An 11,458-nucleotide genomic window follows, 5' to 3' on the forward strand; every position below is an offset into this window, starting at 1 on the left:
ACCAACGTCATGTTTGATTTCTCTACCGTCGTGGATCGCCACGGCACCTGGTGTACCCAGTGGGACTATATTGCCGACCGCTTCGGCGCCGCCGATCTGCTGCCCTTTACCATATCGGATATGGATTTTGCCACCGCCCCCTGCATCATCGACGCCCTGCAAGCGCGCATCGGTCACGGGGTGTTTGGCTATAGCCGCTGGAAAAACGACGAGTTCCTGGCCGCCGTGGCCCATTGGTTCCGTCAGCGCTTTAACAGCGAAATTGATACCAGCGCCATCGTCTATGGGCCGTCGGTGATCTATATGGTGTCTGAGTTGATTCGCCAGTGGTCGAACCCGGGCGATGGCGTGGTGATCCACACTCCGGCCTACGACGCCTTTTACAATGCCATTGCGGGTAATAACCGTCAGGTGGTTGCCGTCGGTCTGCACAAAGCTGCACAGGGCTGGCAGTGCGATATGGCCGAGCTGGAGTCAGTGCTGGCCCGGCCGCAGAACAAAATCCTGCTGCTCTGTAGCCCGCACAACCCCACCGGCAAGGTCTGGACCCGTGACGAGCTGACCACCATGGCTGAACTCTGTGCGCGGCACGACGTGGCGGTGATTAGCGACGAGATTCATATGGATATGGTGTGGGGCAACCATCAACATACTCCCTGGTGCGAGGTGGCGCAGAGCAAATGGGCACTGCTGACCTCCGGCTCCAAAAGCTTCAACATTCCCGCCCTCACCGGGGCTTACGGCCTGCTTGGCGATGAGGCCAGCCGCACGTCGTATTTGCAGGCGCTGAAGGGGCGCGACGGGCTCTCTTCGCCGTCGGTGCTGGCGCTGGTGGCGCATATCGCCGCCTACCAGCAGGGCGAGCCCTGGCTGGATGCCCTGCGCGGCTATCTGGAGGCGAATTTGCAATACGTGGCCGACAGCCTGAATGCCGCTTTCCCGGCCCTGAACTGGCAGCCGCCGGAGGCGACCTATCTGGCCTGGATCGATCTTCGCCCGCTCAATATCGATGACAAAGCGCTGCAGAAGGTGCTGATTGAGCAGCAAAAAGTGGCGATCATGCCGGGATATACCTACGGCGTGGAGGGGAACGGCTTTATCCGCCTTAACGCCGGGTGCCCGCGCAGCAAGCTTGCACAGGGGGTTGAGCGCCTGATTGCCGGGATCCGCGCTTTACTTTAATTATGTTGCGCAACGGAATTATCCATTGCGCAAATAGCTTTTTGACGTGTTTTGTTTTTATAATAGCTCGCACTTCTACTAATAAAGAGTGCGACCATGATTGATACCACCCTCCCGTTAACTGACGTTCATCGCCACCTTGATGGCAACATCCGTGCCCAGACCATCCTTGACCTGGGTCGTCAGTATAATTTAACCCTGCCCGCACAGACCCTTGAGACACTGATCCCACACGTGCAGGTGACGGAAAACGAGCCGGATCTGGTCAGCTTCCTGAGCAAGCTCGACTGGGGGGTAAAAGTCCTGGCCTCGCTGGATGCCTGCCGTCGGGTCGCCTTCGAAAATATTGAGGATGCCGCACGCAACGGCCTGCACTACGTCGAACTCCGCTTCTCGCCGGGCTATATGGCGATGTCCCATCAGCTGCCGGTCGCGGGTGTGGTGGAAGCCGTCATTGCCGGCGTGCGCGAAGGCTGCAAGACCTTTAACGTGGAAGCGCGCCTGATTGGCATCATGAGCCGTACCTTCGGGGAGGACGCCTGCCTGCAGGAGCTCGAAGCTCTGCTGGCGCACCGGGACCATATCACCGCCGTGGATCTGGCGGGCGACGAGCTGGGCTTCCCGGGCAGTCTGTTCCTCTCCCACTTTAATCGCGCCCGGGATGCAGGCTGGCACATTACCGTCCATGCCGGTGAAGCGGCGGGTCCGGAGAGCATCTGGCAGGCCATCCGCGAGCTGGGTGCCGAACGTATCGGTCATGGAGTAAAAGCGGTCGAAGATCGTGCCCTGATGGACTTCCTGGCGGAACAGCGCATCGGGATCGAATCCTGTCTGACCTCCAACATTCAGACCAGCACAGTGGCGACCCTGGCGCAGCATCCCCTGAAAACTTTCCTTGAGCATGGGGTGATGGCCTCGCTGAACACCGACGATCCGGCGGTTCAGGGGGTGGATATTATTCACGAGTATACGGTTGCCGCTTCGCTGGCCGGGCTCAGCCGGGAGCAGATCCGTCAGGCGCAGATTAACGGCCTGGAGATGGCCTTCTTAACCCCTGCCGAGAAGCAGGCGTTACGCGACAAGGTCGCACGCGGATAAGAAAAAGCCCGGCGATGCCGGGCTTTATTTTTTTAAGCAAGACACAAAGTCGCGCGATGTTTCGCAGACTCAATCCCCAGCTCAATTAGCTCCATAATCTGGATCGCCTGACTTGCCGGGACCGGGTTTTCTCCGTCACCGTTCAGCGCATCGCGGATACCGGCATAATAGGCCGGATAGTTCCCCGGCAGCGTCAGCCAGGTCTCTTCCACCCGCTCTTCCCCTTCGACGCGAGTCAGCACGCCGTCACGCATATCGTAGCCCCAGTCCTCCTGCGGCAGGCGCTCGCCGTTTTTCAGACGATCTTCCTGCGGGTCGAGACCAAACTTCACGTAGCTGCCGCGGGTGCCGTGCACGATATAACGCGCAGATTCCGCTGCCGCCATCATGGTACCATGCAGTACCACGCGACGCTGCGGATAGCTCAGGACAGCGTGGAAGTAGTCCGTTGCCTGCGCGCCGGGGCGCAGCTGGGCCAGATCGACGTTCAGGCTCACCGGGAGACCGAACAGGTTAACGGCCTGATCGAGAAGATGCGGAGCCAGATCGTACCAGATGCCGCTGCCCGGGCCCGCCTGCTCACGCCAGCGGTTACGCACCTGCGGCCGGAAGCGGTCAAAATGGGATTCGAAAAAGGCTACTTCGCCGAGGGAACCGTCAGCGATCAGCGCCTTCACGGTCAGGAAATCGCTGTCCCAACGGCGGTTATGGAACACCGAGAGCAGTTTACCGAGGCTTTTCGCCAGCGCGTCCAGCTCCCGGGCCTGTGACAGTGTCACGGTAAAAGGTTTGTCCACCACCACATGCTTTCCGGCTTCCAGGGCCGCTTTCGCCAGTGGGAAATGCGTGTCGTTCGGGGTGGGGATAACGATCAAATCAATATTAGGGTCGTTAAACAGATGCTTCGGCTCGGAAACCACCGGGACCGTCGGCCAGTCTGCATGCACTTTCGTCGCATCGCTGCTGGAAATTGCCGCCAGCTCCATCCCCGGAGTGCCATCAATCAGCGGGGCATGAAACGTTTTACTCGCATAACCATAACCTATTAATCCAACACGGATTTTATCGCTCATGAAGTCGCCTCTCATCTTTTGACACGCCTATTTCACACCATCTCTTCATCGGTCACAATAGATTAATCCGGGGTATCGCGCCTTAAGGCGATACATGCAATCAGTAATTTCTGATTAACAATTATAACTCGCTGAATACAATCGCAAAACATCACTGCAAAGCGCTTGCCGAAGGGCATTCTGCGCTGTAAAATTCTTAATCTGTATTTATGGATAAAACAAAATAACGAATCATGACGACAATTATTAATCGAATTATCGAGTTAGCGGGGTGGATTGTGCTGGGCGTGTCGGTGATATTGCTGGGGATCGCCAGCCATATCGATAACTACCAGCCGCCGGAGCCGGTCAATAGCGTCAATCAAGCCAAGCCGCATGCACTGATCAAAAATAGTGACATATGATGTCAGTTGCATATTGCCAGCCGTCATGAACAGCGTTAACCTTCATCGCCAGGCGTCGGCCGACGCCTGATTTCACCAGTAAAGAAAATTCTTATTTTTGCCGATACGCTTCGGCAAATGTTTACGTCTTTCTTGTTCCGTTTATTCTTCGACCGAATTACTCCTTTGGTAGCACGCCTTTTATATGGAAAATTATTAATATGACCGTTCAGGACTATTTATTAAAGTTTCGCAAGATTAATTCCCTCGAAAGTCTGGAAAAGTTGTTTGATCATCTGAACTACAGCCTGAGCGATAACCAGGAGATTATCAGCATGTACCGCGCCGCGGATCATCGCCGCGCAGAGCTGGTCTCTGGCGGGCGTTTGTTCAACATTGGCGAAGTCCCTAAGTCGGTGTGGCGTTACGTGCTCTAAGAGGGTAGCCATTCCCCGGAAATGTTATATACTCTCGCCCCTGCTAATTTGCAGTTCGCGCTGTTACTGACTTCGGGAGAGAACATGACCACAAAGGCTGGAGAAAGAATTGGCGGCTGGTTACTGGCTCCGCTTGCCTGGCTGCTGCTGGCATTATTAAGCACGTCGCTGGCGTTGGTACTTTACTCCACGGCATTAATTACGCCGCACGCGTTAAAAGCGCTGGGCGCGCAAAATACCGTTAATATCGTCATGTGGTTTTTATCTTTCGCCTTTGCGATTGCCATGTGGTACTACACGCTCTGGCTGACCATTGCTTTTTTTAAGCGTCGTCGGAATGTGCCTAAACACTATATTATCTGGCTGCTTGTCTCCGTATTACTGGCCGTAAAAGCCTTCGCGTTTTCGCCCGTCTCCGATGCGCTGGCGGTGCGTCAGTTACTCTTCCCTCTGTTGATGACCGCGCTGTTTGTGCCCTACTTTAAGCGTTCGGCACGCGTGAAGAACACCTTTGTGAACCCGTAAAACCTTACAGTTAACCTGTTGTCGCCTGCCGCGGTTTATCCGATAATAGGCGGCTTTTTTATTTCAGGCTGAATAATGACCGATTACTTACTGCTCTTTGTCGGCACGGTGCTGGTAAACAACTTCGTCCTCGTGAAGTTCCTTGGCCTGTGCCCGTTTATGGGCGTATCCAAAAAGCTGGAAACAGCGATGGGGATGGGGCTAGCCACCACCTTCGTGATGACCCTTGCCTCGATCTGCGCCTGGTGGATTGACACCTGGATCCTGATCCCCCTCGGCCTGACCTATCTGCGTACGCTGGCCTTTATTCTGGTTATCGCGGTGGTGGTGCAGTTCACCGAAATGGTGGTGCGTAAAACCAGCCCGGCGTTATACCGTCTGCTCGGCATCTTCCTGCCGCTGATCACCACTAACTGTGCGGTGCTCGGCGTGGCGCTGCTCAACATTAACCTTGGGCACAATTTTCTACAGTCGGCGCTGTACGGCTTTTCGGCTGCGGTCGGCTTCTCGCTGGTGATGGTGCTGTTTGCGGCGATCCGCGAACGTCTGGTCGCCGCCGATATCCCGGCACCGTTTCGCGGTAACGCCATCGCGCTGGTTACCGCCGGTCTTATGTCTCTGGCCTTTATGGGCTTTAGTGGTCTGGTGAAGTTGTAATGAATGCAATCTGGATCGCCGTCGCAGCCATTAGCGTTCTGGGGCTGCTTTTTGGCATCATACTCGGTTACGCCTCGCGCCGCTTCGCGGTGGAGGACGATCCGATCGTTGAAAAAATTGATGAGCTGCTGCCGCAAAGCCAGTGCGGGCAGTGCGGCTTTCCTGGCTGTCGCCCCTACGCAGAGGCGGTGGGCAATGGCGGGGAGAAAATTAACCGCTGTGCGCCCGGTGGCGAAGCGGTGATGCTGAAGATCGCCGCGCTGCTGAACGTTGACCCGCAGCCGGTCGACGGCGACGAAAGCGCGCAGGAGCCGGTTCGCATGCTGGCGGTGATTGATGAACCCAACTGCATCGGCTGTACCAAATGTATTCAGGCCTGCCCGGTGGATGCCATCGTCGGCGCCACGCGCGCCATGCACACCGTGATTGAGGATCTGTGTACCGGCTGTAATCTCTGCGTCGCCCCCTGCCCGACCCAGTGCATTGAGTTACGCCCGGTAGCGACAACGACCGACAGCTGGAAATGGGATCTTCAAACCATTCCGGTGCGCAATATTCCTGTGGAACAACATGTTTAAGTTATTTTCTGCCTTCAGAAAAGAGAAGATTTGGGATTTCGACGGCGGTATTCATCCGCCGGAGATGAAAACCCAGTCCAGCGGTACGCCGCTGCGCCAGATCCCGCTGGCTAACCGTTTTGTTATCCCGCTCAAACAGCACATCGGTGCTGAGGGCGAGCTGTGCGTTAAGGTCGGTGACCGCGTGTTGCGCGGCCAGCCGCTGACCTTTGGACGCGGACGTATGCTCCCGGTTCATGCCCCAACCTCCGGCACCGTGGCGGCGATTGCCCCGCACACCGTGGCCCACCCTTCCGCCCTCTCCGAGCTGTGCGTGGTGATTGACGCCGATGGCGAAGATCGCTGGATCGAACGTGAGGGCTGGAGCGACTACCGCAGCCACAGCCGTGAAGATCTTATTTCCCGAATCCACCAGTCTGGCGTCGCCGGTCTGGGCGGCGCGGGCTTCCCGACCGGGAACAAATTGCAGGGCGGAGGCGATAAGATCCAGACGCTGATTATCAACGCCGCCGAATGTGAGCCGTACATCACCGCGGACGATCGCCTGATGCAGGACTGCGCCGCTCAGATCGTCGAGGGTATCCGCATCCTCGCCCATGTTCTGCAGCCGAAAGAGGTGCTGATCGGCATTGAAGACAACAAGCCGCAGGCCATCTCCATGCTGCGCGCGGTGCTGGCGGGCAGCCACGATATCAGCCTGCGGGTTATCCCGACCAAATACCCGTCCGGCGGCGCGAAGCAGCTGACCCAGATTTTAACCGGCAAGCAGGTTCCGCACGGCGGTCGCTCATCAGATATCGGCGTGCTGATGCAGAACGTCGGCACCGCCTATGCGGTAAAACGCGCCGTTGTTGACGGCGAGCCGCTGACCGAGCGCGTCGTCACCCTGACCGGTGAAGCCGTCAGCCGACCCGGCAACGTCTGGGCGCGACTGGGCACCCCGGTGCGTCATCTGCTGGACCAGGCCGGGTTCTGCCCGAGCGCGGAGCAGATGGTGATCATGGGCGGGCCGCTGATGGGCTTTACCCTGCCGTGGCTGGATGTTCCGGTGGTAAAAATCACCAACTGCCTGCTGGCGCCGTCCGTCAGCGAGATGGGCGAAGAGCAGGAAGAGAAAGGCTGCATTCGCTGCAGCGCCTGCGCCGACGCCTGTCCGGCCGATCTGCTGCCCCAGCAGCTCTACTGGTTCAGCAAAGGCCAGATCCACGACAAAGCCAAATCCCATAACCTGGCCGACTGCATTGAGTGCGGAGCCTGCGCCTGGGTCTGCCCGAGCAATATTCCGCTGGTGCAATACTTCCGCGTCGAGAAGGCCGAAATTTACGCCATCGCCCAGGAAGAGAAACGCGCCGCCGACGCGAAAGCGCGCTTTGAAGCCCGCCAGCAGCGTCTTGAGCGCGAAAAAGCCGCCCGCGAGGAGCGCCATAAAAAGGCTGCGGTACAACCAGCGACGAAAGATCAGGACGCCATTAATGCGGCCCTGGCGCGCGTGCGCGAGAAGAAAGCTACCGCCGCGCAGGATGTGGTGATCCCGGCAGGAGAACGCCCGGATAACAGCGAAGCCATTGCCGCGCGCGAAGCACGTAAAGCAGAGGCCCGCGCCCGTCAGGCGGAAAAAGCACAGACCAGCGCCGCACAACCAGAAGCCGATCCGCGTAAAGCCGCGGTCGAGGCCGCTATCGCCCGCGCCAAAGCGCGTAAAGGCGCACCGTCGGAAGAGACGCAGGCCGAGCCTGCCCCGGTCGATCCGCGTAAAGCGGCGGTCGAAGCCGCCATCGCACGCGCGAAAGCCCGTAAAGCCGCACCGCAGGAAGAGGCGCAGGCCGAGGCTGCCCCGGTCGATCCGCGTAAAGCCGCAGTCGAAGCCGCCATTGCCCGCGCGAAAGCCCGTAAAGCGGCGCAGCCGGACGATATTCAGATCGAGCAGACCCCAGTCGATCCGCGTAAAGCCGCGGTCGAAGCCGCCATTGCCCGGGCGAAAGCCCGCAAAGCGGCGCAGCCGGACACTACACCGGCAGAACCCGCTCCGGTCGATCCGCGTAAAGCGGCGGTCGAAGCCGCCATTGCCCGTGCGAAAGCACGCAAAGCGGCGCAACAGGAAGAAGAACCGGCAGCCAATGATGATCCACGCAAAGCGGCCGTTGCCGCCGCCATTGCGCGCGTTCAGGCGAAGAAAGCCGCACAGCAGGCAGTTAACGAGGATTAAATGGTTTTCAGAATCGCAAGCTCCCCTTATACCCACAACCAGCGCCAGACATCGCGCATTATGATGCTGGTCTGTCTGGCCGCCATGCCGGGCATCGTCGTTCAGGTCTGGTTTTTCGGCTGGGGTACGCTGCTGCAGATCGTTCTCGGCTGTGTGAGCGCCCTGGTGGCGGAAGCTCTGGTCCTCAAACTGCGTAAAATCGCGGTGAGCAAAATCCTGGCGGATAACTCCGCCCTGCTCACCGGCCTGCTGCTGGCCATCAGTATTCCCCCCTTCGCCCCCTGGTGGATGGTGGTGCTCGGCACCGTATTCGCGGTGATTATCGCCAAGCAGCTGTACGGCGGCCTCGGGCATAACCCGTTTAACCCGGCGATGATTGGCTACGTGGTGCTGCTGATCTCCTTCCCGGTGCAGATGACCAGCTGGCTGCCGCCGCATGAGATTGCCGCGACCGTGCCAGGCTTTATGGATGCCCTGCAGGTGATCTTCTCCGGCCATACCGCCAGCGGCGCGGACATGAACACCCTGCGAATGGGCGTAGACGGCATCAGCCAGGCCACCCCGCTCGATACCTTTAAAACTTCCCTGCACGCCGGTCACAGCGTGGAGCAGATCCTGCAGTACCCGATCTACAGCGGCGTGCTCGCCGGTGCGGGCTGGCAGTGGGTTAACCTGGCGTATCTGGCCGGGGGAGTGTTCCTGCTGTGGCAGAAAACGATCCGCTGGCATATCCCGGTGAGCTTCCTGGTCACTCTCGCGATCTGTTCCGGCCTGGGCTGGGCATTCTCCCCTGAGTCTCTGGCTTCCCCGCAGATCCATCTGCTGTCCGGCGCGACCATGCTGGGGGCGTTCTTTATTCTGACCGATCCGGTGACGGCCTCGACCACCAACCGGGGACGCCTGATTTTCGGCGCGCTGGCCGGTCTGCTGGTGTGGCTGATCCGCAGCTTTGGCGGCTATCCGGACGGCGTGGCCTTTGCGGTTCTGCTGGCCAACATTACCGTACCGTTAATTGACTACTACACGCGTCCGCGCGTGTACGGCCACCGCTAAGGGACTCGCCATGTTAAAAACGATGCAAAAACACGGCGTGACGCTGGCGGTCTTTGCCGCGGTGCTGACCGGCCTGACGGCACTGGTCAACGGCCTGACAAAATCCACCATCGACGAACAGGCGGCCCGTCAGCAAAAGGCGCTGTTCGACCAGGTGATCCCGGCGGAGCTTTACGATAACGATCTGCAGAAAAGTTGTTATCTTGCTGAGGCTGCGCCATTAGGCAAAGGTACCCACCGCATCTTTATCGCCCGTAAAGGGGATGCTCCGGTGGGCGTCGTGATGGAAGCTACCGCGCCAGACGGCTATTCCGGCGCTATCCAGCTGCTGGTCGGCACTGATTTCTCCGGCACCGTGCTGGGAACGCGCGTCACCGAGCATCACGAAACGCCAGGGCTCGGGGATAAAATCGAAACCCGCTTAAGCGACTGGATTTTGCACTTTGCCGGCAAAACCATCCACGGCAGTGACGATCCGGCGTTCGCGGTGAAGAAAGATGGCGGTGAATTCGATCAGTTTACCGGGGCGACCATCACCCCCCGCGCGGTGGTGAACGCCGTTAGACGTGCGGGTGTGTATGCCCAAACGCTGCCTGCGCAACTTAACAATCTGCCCGCCTGTGAGGAGTGATCATGAGCCAGGTTAAAGAGGTTATTGTCCAGGGTCTGTGGAAAAACAACTCCGCCCTGGTACAGCTGTTGGGGATGTGTCCGCTGCTGGCCGTCACCTCGACTGCCACCAACGCGCTCGGTCTGGGTCTTGCCACTACGCTGGTGCTGACCCTGACCAACCTGTCGATCTCTGCCCTGCGTCGCTGGACGCCGTCAGAAATTCGTATTCCGATCTACGTGATGATCATCGCCTCGGTGGTGAGCGTCGTGCAGATGCTGATTAACGCCTACGCCTTTGGCCTCTATCAGTCGCTGGGGATCTTTATCCCGCTGATCGTCACCAACTGTATCGTGGTAGGTCGCGCCGAAGCCTTTGCGGTGAAGAACGATCCGCTGATTTCGGCCCTCGATGGCTTTGCCATCGGCATGGGGGCAACCGGGGCGATGTTCGTGCTGGGCTCGATGCGTGAAATCCTCGGCAACGGTACCCTGTTCGACGGCGCAGACGCGCTGCTGGGCGGGTGGGCAAAGGCCCTGCGCATTGAGGTGTTCCACACCGATACGCCATTCCTGCTGGCGATGCTGCCACCGGGCGCGTTTATTGGCCTCGGCATGATGCTGGCGGTAAAATACCTGATCGATGAGAAACGTAAGCGCCGCGCTGCTGCCCGCAGCGTAGAGGAAGGGATCCCTGAGAAGGCCTCATGAACAAAGAGAAGCGTTTAACCATTTTGCAGCGCCTGCGGGATAACAACCCGCACCCGACCACCGAGCTGAATTTTACCTCGCCGTTTGAACTGCTGATTGCGGTCCTGCTCTCCGCGCAGGCCACCGACGTCAGCGTGAATAAAGCCACCGCGAAGCTCTATCCCGTTGCCAACACGCCGCAGGCGATGCTGGAGCTGGGCGTGGAGGGGGTCAAGTCGTACATCAAGACCATCGGCCTGTTTAACAGCAAAGCCGAGAACGTGATTAAGACCTGCCGCATGCTGCTTGAGCTGCACGGTGGCGAGGTCCCGGAAGATCGCGCCGCGCTGGAAGCCCTGCCCGGCGTCGGGCGTAAAACCGCTAACGTGGTGCTGAATACGGCGTTTGGCTGGCCGACTATCGCGGTCGATACACATATTTTCCGCGTGAGTAATCGGACAAACTTCGCCCCCGGCAAAAACGTGGAGCAGGTGGAAGAGAAGCTGCTGAAGGTGGTTCCGGCTGAGTTTAAGGTCGACTGCCATCACTGGCTGATCCTTCACGGGCGCTACACCTGCATCGCGCGTAAACCGCGCTGCGGCTCCTGTATTATTGAAGATCTCTGTGAATATAAAGAGAAAACCGACCTCTGAAACCGTCAACCGACGGTTTTTTTATAATGTAAACTGCTTACAGAAAGCATAACTCCCTGCTGATAGTACCTTTCATAGTTTTTCAACCTAAGCCAAACTTCGTCTTTCGCGCATTGTGCGGCTATATAACAATCAAACAGGTTAATTGTTTTTTCGTCAGCGAAATTTTCTATATAAATGTGATCAGGATCACTCTGTTCACATGGTGTTAATTTTATGTATAGCAAATCCCGATAAAGCCTTATTGCATCAAGAAACTGCCCCTGATAACCCGAAGATATGACCGGATATATTTCAGAACTTAGCCCATATCA

General features: G+C 58.1%; 13 protein-coding genes. 12 read left to right on the forward strand and 1 reads right to left on the reverse strand.

Annotated elements, in window-relative coordinates:
- Positions 1–9: 9 nt before the first annotated feature.
- On the forward strand, positions 10–1,182 hold the full coding sequence (locus LRS40_RS20190) for a MalY/PatB family protein (protein WP_231312499.1): 1,173 nt from the start codon (positions 10–12) through the stop codon (positions 1,180–1,182).
- A gap of 96 nt (positions 1,183–1,278) precedes the next feature.
- Positions 1,279–2,280 (forward strand): adenosine deaminase, encoded by a 1,002-nt coding sequence (gene add / locus LRS40_RS20195; protein ID WP_231312500.1) that lies wholly within the window; start codon positions 1,279–1,281, stop codon positions 2,278–2,280.
- Positions 2,281–2,312: 32 nt separating this feature from the next.
- Here the strand turns inward: add and LRS40_RS20200 are convergent, their stop codons facing one another.
- Positions 2,313–3,353 carry an oxidoreductase gene (locus LRS40_RS20200; RefSeq protein ID WP_142489258.1) on the reverse strand — a complete coding sequence of 347 codons (1,041 nt, stop codon included), beginning with the start codon at positions 3,351–3,353 and terminating at the stop codon, positions 2,313–2,315.
- A 245-nt stretch (positions 3,354–3,598) separates the two neighbouring features.
- Between LRS40_RS20200 and blr the strand changes: the two genes are divergently transcribed.
- The 10 genes from blr (at position 3,599) to nth (ending at position 11,144) form a co-directional block, all read left to right on the forward strand.
- Complete coding sequence (blr, locus tag LRS40_RS20205) at positions 3,599–3,757, forward strand: division septum protein Blr (RefSeq protein ID WP_185902423.1); 159 nt, start codon at positions 3,599–3,601, stop codon at positions 3,755–3,757.
- Between the two features lie 200 nt (positions 3,758–3,957).
- Positions 3,958–4,173, forward strand: coding sequence for a transcription modulator YdgT (gene ydgT / locus LRS40_RS20210; protein ID WP_032617854.1), 216 nt, complete (start codon positions 3,958–3,960; stop codon positions 4,171–4,173).
- Between the two features lie 84 nt (positions 4,174–4,257).
- The gene (locus LRS40_RS20215) at positions 4,258–4,698 is read left to right on the forward strand and encodes a DUF2569 domain-containing protein (protein WP_142489256.1); all 441 of its coding nucleotides are present in this window, start codon (positions 4,258–4,260) and stop codon (positions 4,696–4,698) included.
- A gap of 75 nt (positions 4,699–4,773) precedes the next feature.
- Positions 4,774–5,355, forward strand: coding sequence for an electron transport complex subunit RsxA (gene rsxA, locus LRS40_RS20220; RefSeq protein ID WP_142489255.1), 582 nt, complete (start codon positions 4,774–4,776; stop codon positions 5,353–5,355).
- A complete protein-coding gene (gene rsxB / locus LRS40_RS20225) occupies positions 5,355–5,933 on the forward strand; it encodes an electron transport complex subunit RsxB (RefSeq protein WP_142489254.1) in 579 nt (192 codons plus the stop codon). The genes rsxA and rsxB overlap by 1 nt, the downstream gene beginning before the upstream one ends.
- Positions 5,926–8,139, forward strand: coding sequence for an electron transport complex subunit RsxC (rsxC, locus tag LRS40_RS20230; RefSeq protein ID WP_231312501.1), 2,214 nt, complete (start codon positions 5,926–5,928; stop codon positions 8,137–8,139). The genes rsxB and rsxC overlap by 8 nt, the downstream gene beginning before the upstream one ends.
- Entirely contained in the window at positions 8,140–9,192 is a 1,053-nt protein-coding gene (rsxD, locus tag LRS40_RS20235) for an electron transport complex subunit RsxD (RefSeq protein ID WP_231312502.1), read from the forward strand. It abuts the gene before it with no gap.
- Positions 9,193–9,202: 10 nt separating this feature from the next.
- Positions 9,203–9,823 carry an electron transport complex subunit RsxG gene (gene rsxG, locus LRS40_RS20240; protein WP_156263645.1) on the forward strand — a complete coding sequence of 207 codons (621 nt, stop codon included), beginning with the start codon at positions 9,203–9,205 and terminating at the stop codon, positions 9,821–9,823.
- 2 nt (positions 9,824–9,825) lie between these two features.
- Positions 9,826–10,512 (forward strand): electron transport complex subunit E, encoded by a 687-nt coding sequence (locus LRS40_RS20245; protein ID WP_142489250.1) that lies wholly within the window; start codon positions 9,826–9,828, stop codon positions 10,510–10,512.
- Positions 10,509–11,144 carry an endonuclease III gene (gene nth, locus LRS40_RS20250; protein ID WP_142489249.1) on the forward strand — a complete coding sequence of 212 codons (636 nt, stop codon included), beginning with the start codon at positions 10,509–10,511 and terminating at the stop codon, positions 11,142–11,144. Before LRS40_RS20245 ends, nth begins: the two co-directional genes overlap by 4 nt.
- The last annotated feature ends 314 nt before the right edge of the window (positions 11,145–11,458 follow it).

The sequence above is a fragment of the Leclercia sp. G3L genome (genome assembly GCF_021117075.1).
Taxonomy (GTDB): Bacteria; Pseudomonadota; Gammaproteobacteria; order Enterobacterales; family Enterobacteriaceae; genus Enterobacter; species Enterobacter adecarboxylatus_C.

What these genes read in the sequence shown, in the direction of transcription:
- LRS40_RS20190 (WP_231312499.1), top strand. Translation starts at nt 10, where the DNA reads ATGTTTGATTTCTCTACCGTCGTGGATCGCCACGGCACCTGGTGTACC.
- add (WP_231312500.1), top strand. Translation starts at nt 1,279, where the DNA reads ATGATTGATACCACCCTCCCGTTAACTGACGTTCATCGCCACCTTGAT.
- LRS40_RS20200 (WP_142489258.1), bottom strand. Translation starts at nt 3,353, where the DNA reads ATGAGCGATAAAATCCGTGTTGGATTAATAGGTTATGGTTATGCGAGT.
- ydgT (WP_032617854.1), top strand. Translation starts at nt 3,958, where the DNA reads ATGACCGTTCAGGACTATTTATTAAAGTTTCGCAAGATTAATTCCCTC.
- LRS40_RS20215 (WP_142489256.1), top strand. Translation starts at nt 4,258, where the DNA reads ATGACCACAAAGGCTGGAGAAAGAATTGGCGGCTGGTTACTGGCTCCG.
- rsxA (WP_142489255.1), top strand. Translation starts at nt 4,774, where the DNA reads ATGACCGATTACTTACTGCTCTTTGTCGGCACGGTGCTGGTAAACAAC.
- rsxB (WP_142489254.1), top strand. Translation starts at nt 5,355, where the DNA reads ATGAATGCAATCTGGATCGCCGTCGCAGCCATTAGCGTTCTGGGGCTG.
- rsxC (WP_231312501.1), top strand. Translation starts at nt 5,926, where the DNA reads ATGTTTAAGTTATTTTCTGCCTTCAGAAAAGAGAAGATTTGGGATTTC.
- rsxD (WP_231312502.1), top strand. Translation starts at nt 8,140, where the DNA reads ATGGTTTTCAGAATCGCAAGCTCCCCTTATACCCACAACCAGCGCCAG.
- rsxG (WP_156263645.1), top strand. Translation starts at nt 9,203, where the DNA reads ATGTTAAAAACGATGCAAAAACACGGCGTGACGCTGGCGGTCTTTGCC.
- LRS40_RS20245 (WP_142489250.1), top strand. Translation starts at nt 9,826, where the DNA reads ATGAGCCAGGTTAAAGAGGTTATTGTCCAGGGTCTGTGGAAAAACAAC.
- nth (WP_142489249.1), top strand. Translation starts at nt 10,509, where the DNA reads ATGAACAAAGAGAAGCGTTTAACCATTTTGCAGCGCCTGCGGGATAAC.